A 25,312-nucleotide genomic window follows, 5' to 3' on the forward strand; every position below is an offset into this window, starting at 1 on the left:
GGGCTACCTGCGAGCTGCAATGGAGTCCTCGCTCGGCTGATCATTGATGCGGTCACCAATCCAGGAAGAAATCACAGCGATTGCCTCATCGACGGGCACGCCGTTGACCTGGGTGCCGTCCAAGAAACGGAAGCTCACTGCGTTTGCTTCCACATCGCGGGCACCGGCAAGCAGCATGAATGGAACCTTGCCGGTGGTGTGGTTGCGGATCTTCTTCTGCATGCGATCATCGGAGGTGTCCACGTCTGCGCGGATACCCTTTTCACGCAGCTGTGCGGTGATTGTCTCCAGGTGTGGAATGCAATCATCAGCAACTGGAATACCCATGACCTGGTGAGGTGCCAGCCATGCTGGGAAAGCACCAGCGTAGTGCTCCAACAACACGCCAAAGAAGCGCTCGATGGAACCAAACAGTGCGCGGTGGATCATGATGGGCTGCTGCTTGGAACCATCAGATGAGGTGTATTCCAAGTTGAAGCGCTCAGGCATGTTGAAGTCCAGCTGCACGGTGGACATCTGCCAGGTACGGCCAATCGCGTCGCGTGCCTGAACAGAAATCTTAGGGCCGTAGAATGCGGCACCTTCTGGGTCTGGAACAAGTTCCAGGCCAGAATTGGTGGCCACACGGTTCAAGATTTCAGTGGAACGCTCCCAGATCTCATCAGAACCGACTGACTTCTTAGGATCGCGGGTGGAGAGCTCCAGGTAGAAATCATCCAAACCGTAATCGCGCAGCAGCGACAGGATGAAGTCCAGCACAGAGGTGAGCTCTGCTTCCAGCTGATCCTCGGTGCAGTAGATGTGAGCATCGTCCTGGGTGAAGCCACGGGCACGGGTCAGGCCGTGGATCACACCGGACTTTTCGTAGCGGTAGACGTTGCCGAACTCAAAAAGACGCAGTGGAAGCTCACGGTAAGAACGTCCACGAGAATCGAAGATGAGGTTGTGCATTGGGCAGTTCATGGGCTTGAGGTAGTACTCTTGGCCCGGCTTGGTCACATTGCCGTCTTCGTCGAACTCCGCATCCACCTGCATTGGAGGGAACATGCCATCCTTGTAGAAACCAAGGTGACCGGAACGCTCAAAGAGATCCTGCTTGGTGATGTGCGGGGTGTTCACAAAGGAGTAGCCCGCTGCGATGTGGCGGCGACGGGAGTGATCTTCCATCTCATTGCGCACGATGCCACCGTTGGGATGGAATACTGGCAGACCAGAGCCCAGATCATCTGGGAAGGAGAACAAATCAAGTTCAGTGCCTAGACGGCGGTGATCGCGCTTTTCTGCCTCAGCGAGCATGGTCTGGTAAGCATCGAGGGATTCCTTATCCTCCCACGCGGTACCGTAGATGCGCTGCAGGCCAGCATTATCCTGATCGCCACGCCAATAAGCAGCGGATGATCGGGTCAATGCGAATGCTGGAATGTAGCGGGTGGTTGGGATGTGTGGTCCACGGCAAAGATCAGACCACTCCACCTCACTGGTGCGAGGGTTGACGTTGTCATACGCGGTCAGTTCGCCTGCGCCCACTTCGGTGGCTTCATCAGAGTTGGGATCAACGTTGCCCTTGTCCTGGATAAGTTCCAGCTTGTAAGGCTCGTTCTTCAACTCTTCCGCTGCAGCTTCAGCGGATTCATAGACGCGGCGCTCAAACTTCTGGCCGGTCTTGATGATCTTCTTCATCCGCTTTTCAATGGTCTTGAGATCTTCCGGAGTGAAAGGCTCAGCCGCATCGAAGTCGTAGTAGAAACCATTTTCAATGGCTGGGCCGATGCCCAACTTGGTTCCTGGGAATTCTGCCTGGACAGCCTGTGCCAGCACGTGAGCGCACGAGTGGCGGATTACTGCGCGGCCGTCATCAGTATTTGCAGGTACAGCGGTGAACGTAGCAGTGGTTTCTGGGACGTGTGAAAGATCCTTTAGTTGGCCTTCAGCGTCTTTTGCACAAACGATAGCCTCTGGACCCTTGTTGGGCAGATCTAGTTCGCGCATTGCTGCACCAATTGCGGTGCCTGCAGGGACCTCAAAAACAACAAGGTTTGCTACTGCGGTATCTGTGGTGTTCACGAAAATTGCGCTCCTTCGTGCGCTCACGTGGGCAAACGGCATACCTGGCCGCCCCCACTAGTTCAAGGTGCGCAGCTGACCTGGCGCTCCCGATACGTCCAAAAGAGGGAAATATCGGGATTCACCGCAGATATATTAGGCAATACCTGATGTGGTGCGTGAGCTTCTTTGGCTTTGTCTACTTCAGTCGTCCTACTGATGACGCATTAGCAGTTAAAGAAACTCACAGCCGGTGGCCAACTGTCGTTCCACATCCTACCGCGTGGCGGGTTATAGAAGGAGTCCGGCACCCCAAAAATCATCCCGAGATGAATCATTCGGGTCGGTGCCTGGCGGGATGAAGAATACAGCGGAGCCAATATGGGTAATCCACTGATTCAGGCGGTCTTGTTCATCCAGCCGTTGTTGAATGGGCGTGAACTGCAGATCGGGGTTTTTCTGGAAGCAGATAAACACCAAACCAGCATTGGACAGTTCCTCTGAAGTGGGATCTGGTGGCAGGTCATAGTTGAACACTCGTCGAAGAATCACCTGCTCCGGATTGCTTTCCGGTGCACGCGATCTAGCCATGTGGCTTGCCGGATCGATAAGCGGCAGACCATAGGAATCGCGGGCGGAGTAATCAGCCTCAGAAAACTCATCGCCACCACTAAGTGGCGCGCCGGTATCCAAGGTGCGCCCCACAGAAACTTCACGGGACGGGCGATCCAGAATTTCCCATTCATCCAAATTCATAGCAATGCGACGCACAACCATGCAGCTGCCATCAATCGCCCAGTCCGGACCCTCAGAAATCCAGGCTGTTTGCTGGATTTCATCATCGGTACGGGGATTCACAGTGCCATCTTTTTGGCCAAAGAGATTCCGCGGAGTCTCATCCGTCTCATTCACACCATGGGCATTCATGAAACCCTGCTGCACCCACCGCGTAGCCGCATAATCCACACCAGAGCGAATCATATGCCTAGTCGCATGACTCAACGTCACCGGATCATCACTACAAATCTGCAGCACAAGATCCGCCTCGCCCCATTCCGGACGCAACTGATCCCGCTCAAATTCAGGAATCGGCTTCAACCACTCGGGACGAAGATCAACCTGCTGGGTCACGTCGAAAAGCGAAGCACCGAAACCACATGTAATGGTGAGGTTTGCCGGCGACGTCACCATCTCCGGCTCCAGGCTGCCCAGCGGCGTCTCGCCAGCGCACAGCGCGCGGGCATCTTCGGTCCACACGCGCATCAACCGCGTCACGCCAGCGCGATCCACGCCCGCACGCAGCGTAAACGCAACCAGATTCAAATTCGCCTGATGCGGCGTCGCAATGCCGGCCTGATGGCGGCCATCAAACTCCACCACCTGGCCTTTTAAGCTTATCGACGCACCGTCCGGCTCATTTTCCCCCGCACTGCACCCCGCCAACGCGGACGCACCAGCAATCAAGCCGGCACCCCCTAGGAAACCCCTACGGGAAACCATGTCGCTCCTTATATATAGTGGCCGGTTTAGTGGCCCTCGTGGCCTTCAGTTCCCAGATCGCCATAATCCTCATCACCAGCAGCAATGGTGCGCGCCGGGATCGGATCAAGCTTAACTTCAGAACCATCAGCCAATTCAAGAGTGACCGTCACTTCATCGCCAGCCTCGATTGGGTTCGCAAGCCCCATGATCATCAAATGATCGCCACCTGGTGCCAGCTCGATGCTCTCCCCTGCAGGGATCACAAAACCACCTGGCTTTTCCTGCATGACGCCATCAACAACCTCATGGACCTCAAAGCTGGCAGCATCAACATCAGCAGTAAAGCCAGAAACGTTGATCTCATCATCAGAATTGTTCACCAACGTAGCGAACACTGCCGTCATGTCGCTGTCCTCCACAGACGCACGAACAACAGCGTTTTCCGTGGTGATCACAGCATCGCTTACCTGCGTGCTGCTGGAGGAAGTAGTCTCCACGCTCGTGGAGGTGGAATCACTTTGATTAGCAGGCGAACACGCCGCCATAACCAACGCACTGCTCAGTACAGCACCTGCGACAAAAAACTTCTTCATGGTGAATAAACCCTCTTATTTCTGGTTACGATTCTTTGCAATCATCATGACGATGGCACTTGCAACAACAAGCACCGCCACGATGCTCAAAACCCAATTCCACGGCGCAGGAATTCCAGAAGTTTCATCAGCAGTTTCAGTTGTCTCTGCTTCGGTGGTCTCTGAGGTGTCAGTGGTTGCTGCTGACTCAGTTGTCGTCTCTGCTGTTGTCTCTGTTGTCGTTTCAGCAGAGCCTGTCACCTCAAAAGAGATTGAACCTTTAGTAGCGTGACCATCAGAAGAAGTGATCTGGAAACCCAAAATGTAGTTACCAGCTCCCGTCTGCACATCAGATGGCACTTCATAGCTCAAGTGCTGCCCCTCAAGCTGAGGAGTTCCAGAAGTTAACACCTCTCCGGAATCCGCATTGCTCAATGCAACTGTTGTGAACAGATCCTGAGGAATACCGGAAAACTCCAACTCAATGGTCTCCGGGAACTCATCAACGACACTGCCATTTTCAGGATTAGAATCCACCACCACATCATGGGCAGCAGCCTGCGGAGCCACGAGCATCGACATCGCGCCAACGCCCAACACCCCAGCAGCTGCCGCCAAGGTACGCAATTTTAGATTCTTCTCTGAAGCCACATTCAACCTCTCATAGATGGGCGAAACTTCCTTTTCGCCGTGGTCGGACGCATTAGTTTCATCTTTGCGCCCGGTTAGTTGTCGAAATCTTCCCCCACTTAGTTCCCCAGAGGGAAATATCAAGCGGAGGTTACCAGTAGGTAAATAGAGTCTATCCAGCTTGGAGCCACTTTTCGAAGTCGTGTGATCTAGACTACGTTCCCATTCTGGGGGTGTCTTGCGCAGGTTTCGGGGTAGAACTCAAGGGCGGGAAGGCATTACCACATGCACCCATACACGAATAGAAAAAATGTGCGAATATTCACCACAAAAAGCGGATTTCCTGCTGGCTGTGGTGGATATTTCCGCTTTATCTGCCTGCGTGCGCAACTTTAGGACCGATTTCTAGAGTCCAGCCTGGTTTGTGGTGGATCCTTGCCCTGGAAGCTTTCAGGATTCACAACTGCCCCACCGGCCCCAAAAGTGAGGGCCCCTAAAATCGCGCCCAGCCGCCTGAATGACCTCAATCCATATATCGACCCATCTTGAGCACTTCGACCCCTTAAAACACTTTTTGGGAAGCACGCAAAAACACCTATGAGCGTTAACCCATAGGTGTTTTAAATTGAGCGGATGACGAGACTCGAACTCGCGACCCTCACCTTGGCAAGGTGATGCGCTACCAACTGCGCTACATCCGCATGAACATTGATTAAAGAGGTTGTTCGTCCTCTTGGTGCGCGATACTGGGATTGAACCAGTGACCTCTTCCGTGTCAGGGAAGCGCTCTCCCGCTGAGCTAAACGCGCCAGAACTGCGAGGTGGAAACGGGAATCGAACCCGTGTGCACGGTTTTGCAGACCGTTGCCTCACCACTCGGCCATTCCACCATGGCATAAATTTGCCTTTAGGTACGTGGTAAACATACCAGAGCGGATGACGAGACTCGAACTCGCGACCCTCACCTTGGCAAGGTGATGCGCTACCAACTGCGCTACATCCGCATGAACATTGATTAAAGAGGTTGTTCGTCCTCTTGGTGCGCGATACTGGGATTGAACCAGTGACCTCTTCCGTGTCAGGGAAGCGCTCTCCCGCTGAGCTAAACGCGCGGGACATTTCATCGATTGGCCCGGTGAAATGAGAGCGGATGACGAGACTCGAACTCGCGACCCTCACCTTGGCAAGGTGATGCGCTACCAACTGCGCTACATCCGCATGCACTACTTAGAACTTGTTCCTGCTTGTTCCGTTCTGTGCGGTGCTGGAATAACTTTAGACCGAACGCTCCCTCGAACACAAATCCCCAAGTCAATGCCACAAAAGCACAGGTAAAACCCCTAGTGAAAACCCACTTTCCAAATCACACGGATGTTATTTCGCAGGACAGCAAAGAAAACCTCGAATATTTGACCAATGCTCATCGCTCCAGATTCAGAAACGTGGTGACATCCGATTTCCATCTATTAGGTACAAGAATTTCTCTTCCATATAGAAGCTGGGTGAAAAATTGAACCGATTATGAATATTCAAAACTTCCGTGTTAACTTCTAAGCACACCGCAAGGTCCTATGGCTCAGTGGAAGAGCGTTCCGTTCACACCGGAAAGGTCGCTGGTTCGAACCCAGCTAGGACCACTTGTTTAGCCCCTGCTTGCAGGGGTTTTATTCATTTTTAGGGTTAAAAAACACGCGTTTGTGGGGTGAACGTGGGGTGAAAGAATTCATTACGAGTGCTTTTAAGCACCTCTCCGTCACTCCCGCTAGTTTTATTCACGATCCGCGTCCAGCTGCAACAAACCGCACTACAAGGCCACCTTCGACACGTCGCCGCTGTGCATAGTTTTCTGCAAGATGTCTCTCCGGGTCCTTTTCTGTCACGCATAATATGCAGAGGTTTTTTCCCACCCCACAAACCCAGCTAGGACACAGCACCCCTGAAATTGTGCACCCGCAAAGGGGCAATGCTGTGGGCTAAAACAATATGTGCAGACAGATGGATCTGTGATTGAACGTATCCATCTAACCCCGCCTCGCAACTCCCCCAGCTCACCTTTTTGACCCTCACCCCCAAGGCAAACCCTGAGTCGAAAACAGTTCACGCAGACCCAATGTGCACCCCAAAAACAGCGCTCTCACACCTTTCACTTATTGAATAAGTTTGTATAAAGTTATTCCTTAATGAACTAACAATAGTTCTGGGAAACTTTATAAAAGGCTTTTTGACATTCTTTATTAACGGTTTCTACAGTTCATATTCGAATAACGAGAAAGGTAGTGTCACCATGCCCCATCCCCCTATGAATCGCACTCATTCAGCTGCTCGGGGTCGAACCACAATCACAGCACAAACAACTGCATTACATAATCACGTTTCCAGAACGACTATTAAACCTGTTGTTAATATTGAATTACAGGACGCGGATCTTCGCGCCTACTCACGTGCTGAAGTTCAGGAGCGACTCGGCGGCATTTGTTCACGCTCGGTTGATCGACTCATCAACTCAGGCCAACTCAAAGCTGTGCCTGGTACCCGAGGTAAAGGGAAGCGGCCACTCATTACCGCCCGATCCCTTGCGCAATACATCTACTCTGGGGGCTAGAGCGCGCCAAAGAAAACACAGAGCAACCACCATTGCAGCAGTGCTGCAATGGTGGTTGTTTTTTTGGCACAGTCTCAGGCTGTGTTCGATGAGTGCAACATCAGCAGCAATCCCATTCGAGCAGTCAATGACCACGGGGACGAGCCCCGAGGTTTTCTCGCACATTATTCATAAAAAAAATTGCCAACCTGTGCTTAGATCAACCGCGAAAGAAAAGGAACACGGTAAAGCAACAGACTGGCAATCTTCCACACAGGTATTCGACGAGGGGTTTGGGGAACCAAGGGAACGAACATCTGCGAGATACTTAAGCTTGGGACGACACTCCCTCACTAGAGAACCTGTTACTAGTGTAACAAAGTTAAAACCAATACTCAATAAGATTCTCTAGTTTAAAATACCTAGTTCTTAGATGAAGTTTGAAACTTCATCTAAGAACTAGGTATTAATTACTTGCGTGCTTTCGCTGCAATCGAGCGTGCCGCAATCATAAGTCCTTCGCGATTGAGCTTGCGCGAATATGCTGAATCCAAATACAGCACCGGGAACGTATCTTCCGAACCCATCTCCGCTGCCTTAATCAGCAACGCTTCATGCAGTCGATCACGCAGCGGGCCGGAACCACCGCCGTAGACAAAGGCTACTTCGGTAAGAGCACCCACGTCGCTCAACACTCGTGCGAACTCTGCAGCCACATCCTGAACAAAGAACACTGCCTCCTGATCAACATGCTGTTCCACGCGGGTATAGAAATTCCGCTTGAGTGCACTCGGTGGTCGCTGCAAATAATCAGCCAACTGCTTACGCGAGTTAAAGTTGTGTGCCAACCCAGCATCGTCCATAGCCTGAATCGCCGACTCCAAGACGGTGCCATAACCCTTGTCATAGGCGCGTGAAGCATCATGATTAAACCGCCCATCCGTAAAGACTGGGAAATTCACAGTACCTTCACCCACATCCACACCGATTGTGTGGCGAGCTTGTAGCACATCACCTGCTGTCACGCCCTCTAGAGCAAGCCCTTTGGAGCGTACATCGGCGAGCATTCCGTTCATAAGTACTTCGCCACCTGCGGTAATGGCATACTGTGCCGATGCGCCCTCGGCAATGACCTCGACACGCTCAAAGATGAGCTGCACCGTTGCTGGGGTTTCAAAGTTGTTAACCGTCACCACATGCACAGCCGGGTTCGCTGCCCCATCACCCATAAACTGTGCCTTATACCCATGACGGTGACCCACATATTCATTAATCGGTAACGCAAGTGCAAGATACGTATGCACACGCAGCACACCGGGATCACCCTCAACAGCAACCTGTGGGATTCGACCATGTGCTGCCACAAAGTCTTTCACAGCCTTGGCCGCAAGTACTGCCATGACCAGCACCTTGCTCAGTTCTTGTTCCGCCTTGGAGCGGTTACCCACCAGATCAAATTCCTCCAAGCTACCTCGTGCAGACAAGCTGCGCGTGCCACAAAGGTAACGATAATTACCTTTCACCATAGGCGAATTGAAATTGGTATCAATGTGGTTGAAGAAATCCGCACCGGTGACAGCAACAGCGGTGTCATCTGGTTCGGGAACTTCCGTTGGCCGGCTCATGCGCGTTGCTGCAGAGGGCATATCAATAACATCAACAGACGTGCCAGTCGTATCACCGGTTGCCTCGATAATGCCCTTGACATAACCGTTTCCAATATCGAGTCCAGCGGTATAGGTGTAGACACCGATATTCGAGCCTAAAGCAGATCCGTGCTGGCCTGTCTGTACTGCATCTGTCGCAGAGTAATTCTTCGTATTAATGGGCTTAAGTACTTTCTGTGTGGTCTTCTTCTGCACATTCACAGCGCTGGTCATAATCTTCTTCCCTTAAAAAGTGTCGTTGTAACAAGGTATGAGCTAGCGACCGAACGCTTGGCCCATGACATCATCCATATCAAAGCCATCATCTGGCTCTGACTGTGCTGGTTGCGCCGACTTTTGTTCTGGTTTTTGCTCCGGCTTCTGTGCCGGCTGTGGTGCTACCTGCTGCTTGGGTACTTTGGCCTCAACAACTGACTCCTCAACCGGCTGACTCTCCGCCTCGGCAACAAACTCATTTACCTGATCAGGTGCACGGGTTGTGGTCGATGGCGGTGCTATCTGCTGCGGTGCCTTCTTGCGTGTAGTCACAGCGTCTACGTCAGCAACCCCGGCCGCGAGCTGAGCAAAAAGATCACTACCCTCAGCCCCTGCCTGCAGGCTTTCCACCAGCTTGAGGCCAATAACGGTAGCAACCTCTACATCACCGTATTCAGCGACAAACAAATAGATCAGCTGTCGCATCGCAAGCGAGATGCCACGAGCACCCTGTGTTTCCAAAAACCGCTCAACGATAGCGTCTGTTTCTGGGAAGCGCATACGCACATTACGCCACGGGGCATCGTCCTCTGATACATGTGTCGTGTCCTGTTTTTGAGCCATGTGTGACCCCCATTTCGTACATTGTGTCGGGAAGTTTCTCTTCAATAACTGCATTGTTTATGACTAACGTTATTGACTAATTTAATAGTAACATAGAAGTGTCTTTTAAAAGACAATTAAAAAGCAATTAACGTACTTTTAAAAGGCACTTATGTGTCAATTAATAATTAACCCGTAAAAAACAATTAATCGTTTCTTAAAGGGCTTTTAAACAACCACTAACAGCACAATCCCCTATGTACCGATAATCGACCGTTATCTGCCTTTTAAGGCACTTTTAACAAGCCCTTAAAACACGCCTAACGTGCACTTAAGCAGGCAGGTAATAAACCCCTAGCGGTCGATTAAATAACTATTTAATAGTTAACTAATGGAGCCCCACCATGACATCAACCTTTAATCTCCACCGCATTATTGAGTGCGATGCTGTAACCATCACCCCGAAAATGGCGCGCTCGAACATCGAGCTCGCTAGAAGAGGCGGCCTTACCTGCGACGGTGGAGCCGTAGCTATAACCAATCACAACTTTTCTTTGGTCTGGGTTGCGGGACTGTAGGGCTGTTTGAAACTTCTGAAGATCTTTCGCAGCGTGATTGGCCACTGCACCTGATACCGCAGTGGAGATAGAATTTGGTGCTTGATAACCCAACCACAGTACTGTTGCGGAATTGGTGGAAGTGGAAACCGTGCGGGCGCGATCAGCGTGAAAAGGCAAATTTACGCCACAAGTTGGCCTAAAGGTAACACTCGCACGGGTACGCGGGCGCGCGCATAGGTATGCAGGAGACAAAAAGAAACCCCGCGACTGAGAGTTAGATCAGTCGCGGGGTTTCCCGAATATAAACAATGAAGTTGCCGCTATGTCCGAACGGCAGGACGCAATATCAAAGCCGGGAAGAGCTACAGCTCCACTCCCATCGTGTAAACAACAGGGCCACCCGGAACCTCTGATCGATGGGAGACCTTGAAGCCATGACGCTCGTACAACGAAACATTGCTTTCAGCTGACGTCTCAAGCGATACCCGTCGATGATCAGACTCTGAAACACGCAGCAATGCTTCTTTGATGAGTGCAGAACCCAAGCCCCGCCCGGCAGATTCAGGTCGCACGCCAAGAGTCGCAAAATCCCAAGACGTATCGAGCCTTGGCGGAAGCACCAGACCGAATACCTCCTGGACACGATCGCCCATAATCTCAGCTATCTCAAGCTGAACACTTTCAGAAGGCTCAGGTGCATTAGGAGGAAGTAACGCAGCCACACCATCGCGATTTGGTGTTATCAAAATCATGCCGTGCTGTAAAGCATGAGAGAGATAGATCGATTGAAGCCTCAACAATCGCGAGTCGTAATCCGCCTCGGGAAGGCACCATCTAGTCCAAGGATAGGAAACAAAGGCTACGGCTAGGGTCGCAGCAGCCTCATCGATGTCGGCCTCCGTAGCCGACTGAACAACGTAATTCACAAGCAAACACTACCACAGCGACTCTAGGAACTCGGGATCTTTCTGCAGGAAGCAGCAGGTAGCGGACTCGTCGCGCGGAACTGCGAAGCAGGACGCAACGCCTAGAAGAAGAATGGCAGCAGCTCTTGTCGGAAGCCTTCAGACAGCACGTGTGGCTACGGACTGTGTGGCTCGCGAATCCACAAGGAGAAGCAAAGGAGTGTTTTTACTTTAACAAAAGGTTGAGGGGTATTTTTTATGCTTTAATCAACCACAGATGTACAAGCCTTGCTGTGTATATTGTTCTGCTGTACTCAACCCCCACTTATTCACCGATATTTTTCCAGAAGAGGGCACACTACCCTATGACTACACCGCAACCCAGCAAACCTGCGCCATGGTCGCTTGCCTATAAGTATCAAGCCATCAGCAATGATGATTTTGACAACCATATGGATGACCTCAGCAGTCGCCAAGACCATGAAGCCTACGGCACGTACAACCCCGATAACGGTGTCATGCCCGATCATGTCATCGTGCCTTCACCCTATGAACCATATGATGATGCTGCGCCGATTGATCCTTTCGACTACGACGAAGATCTTCTCGATGAGATTAAAGAAGAGCGCGCTGCACAAGCGGCTGACGCACAAGTAACAGAAACAACTAAAGCTGACGCAGACGTTGCAGAGCTCGCAGCCGCTATTGACGAACAGAACCGCACCCACAAAGAGCAGTTCCCTACGGCAGATCGCAAGGAACTATTCGCCTGGTTGGATAAGCGTCGCCCAGAATTAAGCGACGATTTCATCAAAGCTTTTGATGATTTCCTTCATTCTTTTGCGTGCCTGGACAAAACAACGATCACCCTATTGGCGCAATCACCGGTGCGCACATCCACTGGCTATACAGGTACTTTTATCGGCATCCCCAATAATGAACCACTGTCCGAAGAGCCCACCCCCACCATTTACATTGTGCACGATAATCACACAGGGATAATCCACAGTTACCCCGCACGAATGATTAATCTTAAATCTGAGCTCGGTTCCGCTGAGATGATTCACGAGGCAATCTGGGGGTCACCCCATCAACAGCAGTTAATCTCATGGTATGAGACTTACTACACCAACATCTACTATGGTTTTAACCCACCCACTGAACCACATAAGAGTCTTGAGATTTTTGCTCAAGACTTCTGTCTGACCCCACCAGAGAAACCTCCTTTTTTCTAAGGCAAGGCCCGTGGCACACATACACAACAACCCCTAGAGAATATCTCTAGGGGTTGTGTTCCGACTTTAATCAGTCATGGTCGTTGCTCTATGACCTTTAGTCAATAGTACCTTCGGCATCTGCACCGGTCTCTGCACCGGCCTCAGCATCATCTGGGAATCCAAGATCATCACCTGGGACCGTGATGCAGTCATTGCCGGTACCAGGGTTGCCGCCACCGCCAAAGGTTGTCGAAATACCAGTGTCCTTTTCGCCGATCCACCAGTTTCCGTTCTCACCGATGTGCGGGGTGAGACCATCCTTACCGTCAGTTCCGTTAGTACCGTTGGTGCCATCTCGTCCATGTGGAATGGTCACAGTGGAATGGTCACTGAATCGAATAGTGGTGAAACCAGGAGTCTCTTCAGTACCTATAACAGTGAGGCCCGATGCATTCGGTAGAGAATATGCCATTGGTGAACCTGTAGCGTAGAACACAACAGCACTATGTGGTGGAAGGGTGTAATCATATTCTTCACCATTGATCGTTGCAGTAATGGTCTTGGGTTCATCACTAGTGTTGAAGACCACATCAGTGACACCCGCTACCGCCTCACCAACGGGGGTCGGGCTTGCAGAGACACCTGTATCGGTATCACCGATCCACCAGTTACCGTTGTCGCCAATGTGTGGTGTGAGGCCATCCTCACCAGGTGTTCCAGTGCCACCCTGAGCTGGGATACCAGTATCCTTTTCACCGATGTACCAGTTACCGTTGTCACCAATAACAGTGTGCGGGATTTCATATTCAAATTGATCAAGAATGATGATGGTGGCCTGGCCACCACCTGGATAACTCGATTCTCGGATCTCAATGTCCACATTACCGGAACCCTCGCCCGGAGCGCCCGTGTCACCAGTGTCACCCTTATCGCCCTTTGGACCCTGCGCCTTGACACCGGTATTTTCACCATTGATGTACCAGTAGCCATTAATGATCTCAACGGTGTTAGCACCGTTGGTTCCATTTTCACCGTCTTGTCCATCGGCTCCGTTGGTGCCATTTTCACCAACTGCCTTGACACCGGTATTTTCACCATTGATGTACCAGTAGCCATTAATGATCTCAACGGTGTTAGCACCATCGGCTCCGTTGGCGCCATCCTGACCACGAGCAGGAACGCCGGTATCAACGATGCCGATCCACCAATTACCATTATCACCGATGCGTGGGGTGTCACCGTCTTTACCGTCATTGCCACGTGCAGCAGTACAGGTGTTGTTCTCACCGATCCACCAGTTACCATCTGGGCCGATGTACGGGGTCAGTCCGTCCTTACCGTCTTCGCCGGTATCTCCCTTGTCGCCCTTCTCACCCTTGTTGATGGTGATTTCAGTGCCGTTCGAGAACACCACAACAGTGTTGCCGTCCGCATCGAAACGGGTTTCGATGACCGTAATGGACTCGCCATCTGCGCCATTACTTCCATCTTCACCATCGGCGCCAGCGTCACCCTTATCACCCTTATTAATGGTAATAACAGTGCCATCGGAGAGCTCAACAAGAGTGTTGCCTTCAGCATCGTTGCTGGTGTTAACAACAGTAATTGATTCACCATCTGCGCCGTCTTCGCCATCGGCGCCAGCGTCACCCTTGTCGCCCTTCTCACCCTTGTTGATGGTCACATTGGAGCCATCGGAGAATTCGACAACAGTGTTGCCGTCCGCATCAACATAAGAGTTCTCCACAGTGATGCTGACTCCATCAGCACCGTCAGAGCCGTCAGCACCGTCCTTACCATCGGTACCCTTCTTTACAATGATCGTGGAACCATCGGAAAGCTCAACAACGGTGTCTCCATCATCGTTGATGTAGGTATCAGTTACGGTAAGGTCCTTACCGTCTTCGCCGTCCTTGCCGTCTTCTCCATCTTTACCGTCTTCACCCTTGTCGATAACAATGGTGGAACCGTCAGAGAACTCAACAACAGTATTACCTTCATCGTCGCGGTAAGTATTAACAATGGTGATAGCAGCGCCGTCTTTACCATTGGTGATGGTGATTTCAGAACCATCGGAAAAGACAACAATGGTATTGCCGTCATCATCAGTCTTAATCTCAGTAATGGTGATCGAGGTACCATCTTGACCATCAACACCATTTTCACCATCAGTGCCACTGGAGCCACCCGCGAAGTCGAAGCCTTCCAGCCAGCAGTAGTCAACCAGTGCGATCAGGCCGGCAGTACCAGCAACAGCGCCGATAGCAGGGCCTGCAGTCTGGCCCACCTGTGCCGCCAGGTCATTCCATCCAGCCATGGTTCGTGCTGCTTCAGTGAGATCAATACCCTGCACAGCGTTCTGCTGTGGGCCGTGCACGCCGTTACCGAGGCCAATGTTGAGCGATTCAAGAGAGTTGTTGAACTGATTGCTGAGATCCTGCCCAATGCGCTGTGCGTCAGACTGAATCTGGGACACCATATGCTGGAATTCTGGCTGCTGAGACAGCAGACCAACACCCACTGCTGCGCCTGCAACAAGCGGTGCAGCAGCACAAATGGCATCACGGGTGGAATCGGAGTTGGTAGTGTCATCCGCAACATCCTGTGCAGATGCCGCAGGAACAATAGACAGACCCAGACCAGCAACAGTCAGCGCGGTAATAGAACGCGCAGAATTCTTCTTCAAATTAAGAGACAAGGTGAAACGCCTTTCATAAAAGGTAATAACATGCTGTAACTAGTTAAAAGATGAAAACTTAATTATTATTTCCCATAAAGTAATTAATGACTTTTAAACTACTTTTAAAGATATACGTTATAGATAACTATATGCAACTAAACTATTATTTACTTATTAACTTCTTACATGTCCCCAGAAAACTAAAAAACCTTTAAGAAAATTTCTTAAAGGTTTTTCTTCATGCTGCTGTATTAATCCAGCATTACACTGGCGTTAACCTGCGTTAACAAGCTCAGGGTCTTCTTCTACTTCGAGATCTGCATCAGTTTCAGTGTCGATCACACTATCGTCGTCACCATCAACCTTTTCACTCTGTTCAGATGATCCAAGCCCAGAAGAGCCAGTTGGCTTTTCTGCCGCCACGTCACCATCTGCGTTGTCATCGGCATCAATGTCGCCACAGAAATCATCAGCGAGCACCGACAGCACAGCAAGGCCGGTAGCACCAGAGATCAACAACCCTGCATCAATATCCTTGGTCGCGTTGTAGAGCCACTGATCAAACTGGGGGTTGAGGCTTGGAAGATTGAACTGTGCACGCACATCTTCAACAACACGTGGGATCGCCGGTGCCACAGCGTTAGCAATAGCACCTGCAGCAGGAATTGCTGCCAGCAGCAACATCTTCGGGTTCAGCAGACACTGTGCCAGCTCATCGGTGGCACCCTTAGCTGGCGCTGGGATAGTGACCTCAGAACCATCGGAGAACACAATGGTAATGGAACCATCGTCATTGGCAATCTGATCGACAATGGTCGCGTTAGCGCCGTTCTCACCATCCTTGCCATTTTCACCATCAGCACCATCCTGGCCGTCTGAGCCATCGTTGCCGTCCTTACCGTTAGCAACAACAAGCACAGAGCCATCAGAGAACGTAATGACGATATTGCCGTTGGCGTCAGTCGCAGTAGACACCACAGTAGCGTCCTCGCCATCCTTGCCATCTTCACCATCCACACCGTCCTTAGCTGCAGGAATGGTGACGACGGTGCCATCAGAGAAGGTGAGCTTGACATCACCATTGGACTCCGTAGCGACATCAACAATGGTTGCGTCCTTGCCGATCACACCATCTTGGCCATCGGTACCATCCTTGCCATCAACACCCGCCTTGAGGGTGACAAAAGTGCCGTCGGTGAAGTGGAAGGTGATGTCACCAGTCACTGGATCAACAACGGTGCGATCAAGGTTGACAACGTGAATCGGGGTACCAGCACCTACCTGCTGAGCCGTAGCTGGTGCCGCACCAACAGCAGCAACACCAGAGACACCGACTGCAACAGCGACAGCAATGGATGCAAGACGACGAGAATTAAGCTTCAAAGACATGTGAATATTCCTTATCTATATAAAGGTGAGAAAAAAACTCAAAACAGGGAGTGAAAAAACTACTTACTGGAACTAATGACGGAGCCGCCACCAAGACCGAACAGATTAAACAGCGGGAGAAGCAAATCAAGCAGCTTGGACAGCCAGTTTGTCGGCGTTGGCTTCGTGGTGATCTGTGAACCGTCCTCGTAGGTAATGGTCACTGAGCCGTTGTCGTTGGTAACTCGGGACACCTCTACCAGACCTTTACCGTCTGACCCGTCTACGCCATCTGTGCCATTGACTCCATCTTTGCCGTCCTTACCGTCTGACCCATCAACACCGTTGCGCACAGTGAACTCAGTACCGTCAGAAAGAACATAGGTGATGTTGCCGTCCTCATCAGGGGTAGCAGATTCCAGCGTTAGGCCAGTACCATCAAGCCCGTCAAGACCATCTTTGCCGTCTTGACCAGCATCAAGAGTAAACGTAGTGCCATCGGACAAGGTGACAGTCACCGTGCCGTCAGCATTGTCAACAACATCAATGGCGACAACACCGTCTCGGCCGTCTGAGCCATCAGACCCATCGTCACCGTCCTTGCCGTCATCAACAGAGGGGAGGTTGCCATCGCCATCGGTGATGTTGGGGCCAAACAAGCCATCACCGGAAAGCAGATCGTCTGCGTGGCGATGTTTGTAGAGCTCACCCTCAGTGAAATAGTTATCCCTAGTGAACGCCCCCGCTGGTTCACCAACAGAACCTTGCACCTTATGTTCGAAGGTTTTACCAGGGCTAAATGGCTCTAGTGCTTCAATACCAGTCCAACTAAAGGAAATATCCGAAGGAATATTCTTAAACGTCGCTGTTGCTGTGGTCTTATCCGCTGAATACACAACGGTTGGTTCCCACGCAGCTACGTCGTACTCGGGAAATGCGGCAACAAATTCGTCATATTCAAATGAATTTTTGTAAGAATAGCTGATCCTCGTCGATGTTTCCTCTACCCGAGGAACTTCCGAGAAAACGTCGAAATCCTCAAATCCACCTCCGGAACGTTCGCGTAAAGTGGCTCCGTCTGCGGCTGTGAAATTAAGTATCACGTCGCGTGTGGTGGGTGTGGTATTGACAAGCGCACCCCGGAATCCAGCACCGTTGTTATTGCTAATGACAACATTGGCGTGCCCGACCACGACGCCAAGTGGAGCTGCGTATGCTAATGCGCCCATATCAACAGCTGGTGGTTGATTAATCTTCCAGTCTTGTTCACTTCGGAAATGCGACACGGTCTGCGTAGACTTAACCCACGTGTGCTGGACAGTACTGATAATCCACGGGTGTCCAGCAACGCCGTAGCGGACTACCTTGTTCTCAACCTGACCCTCAGTCTTACCCACAGTCCAGTCTTGAATTGGTCGCTCACCCGTCTGCTGGGCGCTACTCACCCACCCGTACAGTTCCATATCAAGAGCTGCGGTGCGAGAAGTAGTGCCAGCATCCGAACTAAAGTTTGTCAACGTACCGCGCGTACCACCGTTGCTCACCAAAAGATCTGCGACACGAATACCTGCATCATTGCGTACAGGGACGGTGCGATCGTTTGAATTGAAAAACCGAAGTCCATCGCCGGTGAGATTAAAGACGTACTCATCCTCGGCAGTTGCTGAATCCGGGATCGAAAACTCCATCTGCAATCGCAGTTCACCCTTGGTGATGTCTCCTAGAAGCTCTTCACGCTTGTCGTTGTCACTGATACCCAGCTCAACCGGGTCAGAAAATGACAGCCCGTTCAACGTATAAGAAACACTGGTCACAATACTGTCCGGCAACGTCGCAGCAGACGCAGTTGCCATACCAAACTGTGCCACATGATCAGATGTCGCCACTGCCACACCGCCAATCGCCACAGTGGTGGCGAGCGCCAACGCAATAGGACGAGCAATCCGAGATCCCAGTACAAACTGAGGACGAACCCCTACCTCTCGACCCTGTTTATTAAAAGTCATAAAAAACCACCTTCATAAATGTAGTTAATTTACTGTAATGAAACTAAAGAACGTTTCATAGTAATTAACATAACACATGTATGAAATAATTGTGAATACTAAAGTTAATAGTTTCTTTATTACTATTATTAACATAATGGCCCCAGGGAAGGTGCTGGTCATACCGCCAAAAGAGCACCGCAGCACAGCTGCGGTCGGACACTAGTGCGCAGTACTACCTCTTACCCACCCCATATATAAGGAGTAAAAAATGACTGCTCTACCCTGCCCACCAACACAGAAGCTGCTCTATGCACAGATGCGTGAAATTGCAGCCGAACTTACAGCCTGTGACGCTACTCGCGGACTCCATGCCGAAGTGGCTGCCGAATGGCTTAGTGACGCCATAACCGGCGAACCCACCTCTATCGAGATTGACCCCCACCGCAACCTGTTCTACGCACTTAATGTTGAGCACCCGCGACTCCATGAACTCTTTGCCGGTTACGCTACACGCCTTGATGAACTCGACCGCGCACCGCAGCAGTGTGAGTCGCGTCAATATTTTCTTGATTATGTCTGTGCTGACAACCCTTTTGGCTCAGACAAACCAGAGGGCATTATCGTGCTGCTCGCTGATCACGTGCTGGCAGCAGATCCAGTGACAAACAAGCCGGCACTCAAATCAGAGGCATTCCCTACTGTCACAGACTATTGCCGCACTCACTCTGCTAAACCAACAGACATTCTCATTTAAGGATTTTAGTCACCATGACGAAACACGACCATACTTACACAACCCCTGCAGAGCACTCAGATCCAGCTGATCAGCGCATTTTTCCGCTCGCTGAATCAGACATAGAAAAATTCGACATGCAGCTCGATCAGCCTGTCAACACCAAAGAGATGCAGGCTTTTCCGCACGCCCCCACCATCTTTGGCACTGAGATTGTGTTCGATTAACTACCACTGCTGCACACACACATACAACACCTCTCACACACAAACAAGAAAGGGTCACCCCATGACCACCGTTCAAGTATCCACCCGCACTGTGCGCGAACACCGTTTTACTGTGCCAGTGGACTACGCTGTCGGCGCCACCATTTCAGAAATCTATGCTGCCTGTGCCATGGCCGAAAAGAAAGCCAACAACCTTGGGCTTAACACTACTAAGGACGATTGGGCACGAGTCACTGTCACTGATAATGCTGTTGTGTTCATTGTCGAGAATGTTATCGGGAATACTTAGAATTGTGTGCTCCTTAACGGCTCACTGCGACCCAACCAGCCTTAATTAAGACACCTCTACAACTGTTAGCAGGGTCTTTCCCTATGTAGCGCACCCACAGTAGCTACCCTTATACCGATACACGCCAATCCAAGAATCGAGATCAATCTGCTGGCCTCATCGCTTGTACATCCACCGTACGGGCTGTGCAATGCCTCACCGTCACTAAAAAGGTGGGTGTCAGGACAAAAGCCAAAACCCTTAACCTGATATAGGTATAACAGGTTAAGGGTTTTTACGCAGATGAGAACTGTTAGAAAATCACTTGTACAAATTCTTTCAGATCAGCTCAGCGCTGATTAGAGGGGAAAAGGGCAGATAATGGACGAGGTAGTGTTTTTTCACTAACCATGCGAACTCAATTACCCACTACAGATAATCCTTCAGTGCCACCGGTGCCAAAAACCCCGAAAATCTCCAGCGATTCATCTTCATCATTTTTCTTTGAGATGTACGACGTCCACTCTCCACCGGCCTCCCTCACCAGGAGTTCGCCGATAAGCAAAGCCACATTATTGAGCTCTTGCTCATCGTCGGTGGGGAAAGTGTCACGCTCAATGAGATCTACGATACTCTGCAGTGAAAGATCATCACCGACATCACCAGCGGACTCGTTGTGCTTTTCCCACTGTTCAAAGGCACGGCTAGCCGCTTTCTTTACATCAACGAGAGACACCGTTCCTGCTTCAACAGGATAGAGCACCGAAGGTGTTTGATCATCGAATGAAGGATTATACAACTTGAATAGCCGTACCTGGCTCAAAACCTGAAGGGGCTGCCTCGGCTGCATTGCTAGGTGCTGCGATACCTACGAAAACACATGTCAAAGCTGCACCTGCAGCCAGTCTCTTAATCATCCCTAACCTTTCTGTCGTATGTATGGGACTGCGTTCGACTTTACGTATGGTGCATGTATTTTAATAGCACTGTCAGAAATATCTATCGGAATATTTAAATCAGGTGCCACACTGTTTTACCCAATCCCTTCCGTGAGGAATTGTGACGAGGAGTAAACCCCACGTTGAGGTCGATTTATTCAACAGCTTAAAAAACTGATCTCCGCATTGGTGCTCTCATACATGCCCTCACTCAGGGTCAACTGCCACCAGCTCCTCTAGAGCAAACTCACACCAAACTCAGCATGAATAACGCTATGACATTGCGTGCGGGTCCACGTGCGGTGACCCTCAACCATCCCTGATTCCCGGCCCGGTAGGAATGCACTGGCCAGAGTAGTACCCGCACCAATTGTCCAGGCATGCCCATTGGGACAACACTCAGGATGACGCTCCACCCACTCCTCGATATTGGAATGCATATTCCAATATTAGCTTACCCAGGTGACCATGGTGCAACGTTCGTGCTGCATGATTGTTTTTACATTCTATATATATACAATTATCGATTTTTAAAGTGATATTACGATTATAAAGAAACTCAATAGTTGCATATGTTGTTATGTTACAAAACATACAAAAGATCGCCTCAGATTCGCTAAGAAGCTCATCCGCAAGTCATGTCCAGCAGGAAGAATCGCCCATGACTAACATAACCATCATCTCCATCGTTAATCCACACCGAGCGTAGTAAGAAAATCTAAGTACTGTTAGGCTGAGGTTGGCCTCTTGATTAACCTCGCCTATGCCACATACCAATAAGTGACATCGGCTAAAACTAATAATTTTCGAAACTTCATGGTCGATTTCGATGGGTTAATACATGAACCTCAGATAGGATTCTAAATGCTTTCAATTTGCGCAAAAATTGGATATTCGACGACAATTGCAGAAGTGGAAATGAACTTCCGAAAGGGACAAACATATGGTATTTGCGGTGAAAACGGATCTGGAAAATCGACACTTCTTCGCACCCTGTGCGGGGAAATCCATCCAATTGACGGGTATGCAACTATAGATGACCAAAGTGTCACCGAACCAAGTTCTATCGGTAAAATTATAAAGATTTCTACCCCCGAATTCTATCCCGATATTTCAATTGGAGAGCACTTTAAGATACTGACTAAAACCACAAAGGTGGACTATGATGACGCCATTAAACGCTGGAATCTGGAAAAACTCCTTGAGAAATCACCTAATCGAGTATCGAGCGGGCAGCAACAACGCAGCTTTCTAGCTTTACAATTGGGGGTGAAATGCGATGTGATTGTCTTGGATGAGCCGGAGAGGCATTTAGATTCTTTCTGGATAAGAATCCTATCGGAGGAACTGAAAGACCGAGCCAAAAGTGGTACGACTGTGATTTTAGCCAGTCATTCACAAGAGATTCTTAAAGTTTGTGACGAGGTAATCTCACTCGAAAGATATTTAAATGCAAATAAATAAAGTGATCAAATTTGCAATACTGTTGGCTGTTGTCTTAGGTATTTCGTTTTCAACGGTGTCGTGGGTTTTTGATCAATACAAATTGAATGCAAATGATTACTCCCCGATATCTTCATTTGTCTGGAATCTGATATTCATCATAGGTTTATCGACTCTAGTAGAAAAATTTCTACCGCTCCTATCAATCTCAAAACTAGAGTGGATATATCATGTGAGACCCTTAGGCCAATTGTCTTTTGGTCGGTTTAGCCCAATCTTGCAACTGAGTGTATTCGCTCTCTTTGGACTTCTTGTTGGTGCTGCGAATGGGCATTTTTGGATATGGCTCATGATCAGCCTCTTAGCTAGACTAGTCACAGGCCTTTTTAAGAGAAAATCAATTCCAAATCTTCTTTCTGCAGGTAGAAGAAAAATTTTGTCGGAAGCCAGCCTTAACGTTTTGGATTCTGCACTAGTCGCAGATAGCACAACAGTCGCTCATCTAAAATGGATAGACCGACCCCCCACCGGAAACTACCTCATACTCACTTTTAGAAGATTTTTAAGAAGACCCCATATCGCTTTGACAATGCTAGTGGTCATCTCTTTCACATTCTCTTTTTCCAATGTTTTTGGAAATTTTACCCCTTGCTTATTTTTCCTACTGTGGTCCATTTTAGGTGCCGATGTGGCGCGGTGCGCAGACTTCTCTAAGCTAAAAGGACCAAACCACCTTAAAGTCGTGACTCTTATTGTGCATGGGTTATTCGCGCTAGCGATCATGCTAATAATCACAGGGACAATCCAAATGCTGCCCTACGGGATTTTAATACTGCCAAGCATTCTTTGGACAGGAATAGTCAGAAGTCGAGCGAGGAGAGTAGATCAAATCACCTATATAGACAGCGGCGTTATAGGCCCAATTTCCCCAGAAATCATCAAGTTCTATTTATCAGGTTTACTACCGACTGTAGTAGTGTCAATTATTATTGTTTCCCTACTAAATTAACCCCTAAAGGGGTAATCCACTACCAGTAATTTCTACTTTCAAATACAAATCCTTTGAGCCATGTTAATTTGATGATGCCAATACATGGCAACCCCAACTCAAGACAGGAAAACCAAAAATGGTTAATATCAATCGATACACATCTACTAACTCCATTGCATCAGACGCTGGGAAACCAGCAGACGGTCGCACCACACCAACTACTGTTTCTTCTGTAATTTGCACTGAAACTATCGCCTACACTGTCACTGCTACCATCACAATCGGTTGCTAGTAGGCTACAAATGAACCGCCCCCTTCAAAGTCAAAATTTTTCAATAACCAGCGAATGGGCAAATGCCACGTTCAACGATATCGAAGACTCTTTGGAGGGGTCTTTTGACATCGAACCAGGCCAATACATTGGACGCGGAGAATACTTCGTAGCTACTTCTGGAACGGGTTCCAAAAAGTTTATCAAGGTGGTTTTGGGTGACGGTATCGATAGCGAACTAAATCGTCGCATCGAAGGTGAAATTCTTGCAAGTAGTCTCCATCTTCCATCCACAGACCTAATCTCTCCTGTCGTAATTCAGTATGTGAAAGAGTCTTCTAATTTTCCCGGTGACTTCTACATCGTGTCCGACTTCAAAGACGACACAGAAACTTTAGAGCTATCTAAGGCTTCTCTACCCCTCACTGACTTAGCCAAGATCGGAGCGTTTCTCTTTCGTTTGGAATCTGTAACAGTTCCCCCTCAAAATCCTGCAAGGCGAGCAATGGATGTTTTGGATGGACTTTCTCTTCTTGCAAATAAAGGCAACATTGAAACAGGCGCACAATTAACAAAAGGAACTATACAAGCTCTTGAAATCATTAATCAAGAAGCGACCAACATCGAGAATGCACTTGAAAAAGTAACTAAAGTAGGATCACGGAAGTTTTTCTCGCATGGAGATCTTAAATTTTCTCAGTTCTTAATTAATGGTGAAACCGGAAAGATTTTCCTATGTGACTGGGAAGAATGCGGTAGTGCACATTTCGCAAATGACCTATGTTTTCTCGCAGGTGATTTGTTCTATAGCACAATTCGGGAACTGGTGGATACCAACATCAAAAACATTAAAGGCTCCTCGATCATTCAGGAAGCCTACGATAATGCAACGCTTGAGGCTGTATCAAAAGTAAATGCAATATTAACTGGCTATTCCTCAGAGAGGGGTTACTCTCTCACCTCGGACGAAAAACGAATCATTAGTATCAGAATCGGATTGGCTGGTCTATTTCGACTTTACACTGTGAGCGCTAAATCTAATGAGTTACGCCCGCGCGAATTAGCCTTAGCCTCCATCGGAATGCAAATTACTTTAGGTCAAGCACCCAATCTGGTGTTTACAGATAGCAAGGTGGTTTAAGTGAGGAATTTGCACGAAACGATAGACAAGATCAAAAACTCAATGGTCTTTTTAAATGATCAAACCTTTACGATACCACCGTATACAGGGCATCCAGAAACAGAAAACGTCCATGTAACTTCGCTGGAAGCCAATTCGGTACTGGCTAGTTATATTTATTCTCAATATCATGCCCGAGCAACAGAAGTAATTCCTCTTACAACCAAGCTTGACATAGTTCGCTTTCTCAGAGCTGATCCATATCTCATGGGCCTTTCGGGAGATCCGAATCAAGAACAAGCGATACCGAAAATGTCATTAGTCCGATCGCCTGGATTCGTCCACAGTTTTGGAAATCGTAAGTGGGTTCAACCAAAAAAATCAATAGGCAGAATTTACATGTCCGCGAAAAACGCGGTAGAGCGAACCGAAATATTTTTAGCTACTTTACAAATCGCTGAGAATAGCAATCTAATATTTCAGGGGAAAACTAGTTGGAACACATCCCTCCTGCGGACTGATGATATTGTATTCTACTTTCCGTTGGAATCTCATTTCTCGGAAGCACAAAGGCTGATCAAAAAATTTTTACCCTTTCGATCAGATGACGGCTTAGTTGAATCATTCTTTACTTCCTATTTGGCACCAGGTGTGAGTAAAGCTGTTGAAGTCCCAACTGCTAAGAACAATGGGCTCAGTTTTGGTATGGAATGGTCCACCATTTGCGCCCAACTAATAATCGAAGAATTTTCAGGAAAATCCGTCACGATCGCAGAAAAACTATCCGAATGGGGTATTCCTCAGAAGGAGGCCCACGCATAATGACCAAA

20 protein-coding genes and 7 tRNA genes are annotated in these 25,312 nt (G+C 49.3%); 9 read left to right on the plus strand and 18 right to left on the minus strand.

Annotated features, from left to right (window positions below; translation table 11 throughout):
• Positions 1-3: 3 nt before the first annotated feature.
• The 10 genes from thrS to CGL_RS08385 all read right to left on the minus strand — a co-directional run bounded on the left by thrS (position 4) and on the right by CGL_RS08385 (position 5,945).
• Positions 4-2,064: a threonine--tRNA ligase gene (gene thrS / locus CGL_RS08340; protein WP_011014525.1), complete on the minus strand. Its 2,061-nt coding sequence runs from the start codon at positions 2,062-2,064 to the stop codon at positions 4-6.
• A 270-nt stretch (positions 2,065-2,334) separates the two neighbouring features.
• The gene (locus CGL_RS08345; RefSeq protein WP_003859878.1) at positions 2,335-3,543 is read right to left on the minus strand and encodes a Dyp-type peroxidase; all 1,209 of its coding nucleotides are present in this window, start codon (positions 3,541-3,543) and stop codon (positions 2,335-2,337) included.
• 26 nt (positions 3,544-3,569) lie between these two features.
• On the minus strand, positions 3,570-4,118 hold the full coding sequence (locus CGL_RS08350; protein WP_011014526.1) for a copper chaperone PCu(A)C: 549 nt from the start codon (positions 4,116-4,118) through the stop codon (positions 3,570-3,572).
• Positions 4,119-4,133: 15 nt separating this feature from the next.
• Positions 4,134-4,754 carry a copper resistance CopC family protein gene (locus CGL_RS08355; RefSeq protein WP_041625472.1) on the minus strand — a complete coding sequence of 207 codons (621 nt, stop codon included), beginning with the start codon at positions 4,752-4,754 and terminating at the stop codon, positions 4,134-4,136.
• A 601-nt stretch (positions 4,755-5,355) separates the two neighbouring features.
• Positions 5,356-5,428 (minus strand) — tRNA-Gly (locus CGL_RS08360).
• A 33-nt stretch (positions 5,429-5,461) separates the two neighbouring features.
• A tRNA-Val gene (locus CGL_RS08365) sits at positions 5,462-5,536 on the minus strand.
• Between the two features lie 10 nt (positions 5,537-5,546).
• Positions 5,547-5,617 (minus strand) — tRNA-Cys (locus CGL_RS08370).
• Between the two features lie 41 nt (positions 5,618-5,658).
• A tRNA-Gly gene (locus CGL_RS08375) sits at positions 5,659-5,731 on the minus strand.
• Between the two features lie 33 nt (positions 5,732-5,764).
• Positions 5,765-5,839: transfer RNA gene (locus tag CGL_RS08380), tRNA-Val, on the minus strand.
• A gap of 33 nt (positions 5,840-5,872) precedes the next feature.
• Positions 5,873-5,945 (minus strand) — tRNA-Gly (locus CGL_RS08385).
• A gap of 347 nt (positions 5,946-6,292) precedes the next feature.
• Between CGL_RS08385 and CGL_RS08390 the strand changes: the two genes are divergently transcribed.
• A tRNA-Val gene (locus tag CGL_RS08390) sits at positions 6,293-6,364 on the plus strand.
• 1,414 nt (positions 6,365-7,778) lie between these two features.
• Here the strand turns inward: CGL_RS08390 and CGL_RS08395 are convergent.
• The 4 genes from CGL_RS08395 to CGL_RS08410 all read right to left on the minus strand — a co-directional run bounded on the left by CGL_RS08395 (position 7,779) and on the right by CGL_RS08410 (position 11,259).
• Positions 7,779-9,188 (minus strand): hypothetical protein, encoded by a 1,410-nt coding sequence (locus CGL_RS08395; RefSeq protein WP_011014528.1) that lies wholly within the window; start codon positions 9,186-9,188, stop codon positions 7,779-7,781.
• Between the two features lie 42 nt (positions 9,189-9,230).
• Entirely contained in the window at positions 9,231-9,794 is a 564-nt protein-coding gene (locus CGL_RS08400) for a hypothetical protein (protein ID WP_011265782.1), read from the minus strand.
• A gap of 389 nt (positions 9,795-10,183) precedes the next feature.
• Positions 10,184-10,510 (minus strand): alpha/beta hydrolase, encoded by a 327-nt coding sequence (locus CGL_RS08405; RefSeq protein WP_011014530.1) that lies wholly within the window; start codon positions 10,508-10,510, stop codon positions 10,184-10,186.
• Positions 10,511-10,695: 185 nt separating this feature from the next.
• Positions 10,696-11,259 (minus strand): GNAT family N-acetyltransferase, encoded by a 564-nt coding sequence (locus CGL_RS08410; RefSeq protein ID WP_041625669.1) that lies wholly within the window; start codon positions 11,257-11,259, stop codon positions 10,696-10,698.
• 344 nt (positions 11,260-11,603) lie between these two features.
• Between CGL_RS08410 and CGL_RS08415 the strand changes: the two genes are divergently transcribed.
• A complete protein-coding gene (locus tag CGL_RS08415) occupies positions 11,604-12,473 on the plus strand; it encodes a hypothetical protein (RefSeq protein WP_011014532.1) in 870 nt (289 codons plus the stop codon).
• A gap of 97 nt (positions 12,474-12,570) precedes the next feature.
• On the opposite strand, the gene CGL_RS08420 is transcribed toward CGL_RS08415, so the two are convergent.
• The 3 genes from CGL_RS08420 to CGL_RS08430 all read right to left on the minus strand — a co-directional run bounded on the left by CGL_RS08420 (position 12,571) and on the right by CGL_RS08430 (position 18,509).
• The gene (locus tag CGL_RS08420) at positions 12,571-15,153 is read right to left on the minus strand and encodes a hypothetical protein (RefSeq protein ID WP_011014533.1); all 2,583 of its coding nucleotides are present in this window, start codon (positions 15,151-15,153) and stop codon (positions 12,571-12,573) included.
• Between the two features lie 255 nt (positions 15,154-15,408).
• Positions 15,409-16,524: a hypothetical protein gene (locus CGL_RS08425; protein ID WP_011014534.1), complete on the minus strand. Its 1,116-nt coding sequence runs from the start codon at positions 16,522-16,524 to the stop codon at positions 15,409-15,411.
• Between the two features lie 59 nt (positions 16,525-16,583).
• Positions 16,584-18,509 carry a hypothetical protein gene (locus CGL_RS08430; protein WP_011014535.1) on the minus strand — a complete coding sequence of 642 codons (1,926 nt, stop codon included), beginning with the start codon at positions 18,507-18,509 and terminating at the stop codon, positions 16,584-16,586.
• A gap of 250 nt (positions 18,510-18,759) precedes the next feature.
• Between CGL_RS08430 and CGL_RS08435 the strand changes: the two genes are divergently transcribed.
• The 3 genes from CGL_RS08435 (at position 18,760) to CGL_RS08445 (ending at position 19,740) form a co-directional block, all read left to right on the plus strand.
• Complete coding sequence (locus CGL_RS08435; RefSeq protein ID WP_011014536.1) at positions 18,760-19,245, plus strand: hypothetical protein; 486 nt, start codon at positions 18,760-18,762, stop codon at positions 19,243-19,245.
• A 14-nt stretch (positions 19,246-19,259) separates the two neighbouring features.
• The gene (locus tag CGL_RS08440; RefSeq protein WP_011014537.1) at positions 19,260-19,451 is read left to right on the plus strand and encodes a hypothetical protein; all 192 of its coding nucleotides are present in this window, start codon (positions 19,260-19,262) and stop codon (positions 19,449-19,451) included.
• A gap of 61 nt (positions 19,452-19,512) precedes the next feature.
• Positions 19,513-19,740 (plus strand): hypothetical protein, encoded by a 228-nt coding sequence (locus CGL_RS08445; RefSeq protein ID WP_011014538.1) that lies wholly within the window; start codon positions 19,513-19,515, stop codon positions 19,738-19,740.
• Between the two features lie 397 nt (positions 19,741-20,137).
• Here CGL_RS08445 and CGL_RS08450 read toward each other — a convergent pair whose 3' ends face one another.
• Positions 20,138-20,518: a hypothetical protein gene (locus CGL_RS08450; RefSeq protein WP_011265784.1), complete on the minus strand. Its 381-nt coding sequence runs from the start codon at positions 20,516-20,518 to the stop codon at positions 20,138-20,140.
• Positions 20,519-21,521: 1,003 nt separating this feature from the next.
• Here CGL_RS08450 and CGL_RS08455 point away from each other — a divergent pair.
• The 4 genes from CGL_RS08455 to CGL_RS08470 all read left to right on the plus strand — a co-directional run bounded on the left by CGL_RS08455 (position 21,522) and on the right by CGL_RS08470 (position 25,304).
• Positions 21,522-22,121: an ATP-binding cassette domain-containing protein gene (locus CGL_RS08455; protein ID WP_011014540.1), complete on the plus strand. Its 600-nt coding sequence runs from the start codon at positions 21,522-21,524 to the stop codon at positions 22,119-22,121.
• A gap of 1 nt (position 22,122) precedes the next feature.
• Entirely contained in the window at positions 22,123-23,109 is a 987-nt protein-coding gene (locus CGL_RS08460; RefSeq protein ID WP_231838265.1) for an ABC transporter permease, read from the plus strand.
• Positions 23,110-23,393: 284 nt separating this feature from the next.
• Entirely contained in the window at positions 23,394-24,503 is a 1,110-nt protein-coding gene (locus CGL_RS08465; protein ID WP_011014542.1) for a hypothetical protein, read from the plus strand.
• Entirely contained in the window at positions 24,504-25,304 is an 801-nt protein-coding gene (locus CGL_RS08470) for a T3SS effector HopA1 family protein (RefSeq protein WP_011265786.1), read from the plus strand.
• Positions 25,305-25,312 lie beyond the last annotated feature (8 nt).

The organism is Corynebacterium glutamicum ATCC 13032 (assembly GCF_000011325.1).
GTDB classification, from domain to species: domain Bacteria; phylum Actinomycetota; class Actinomycetes; order Mycobacteriales; family Mycobacteriaceae; genus Corynebacterium; species Corynebacterium glutamicum.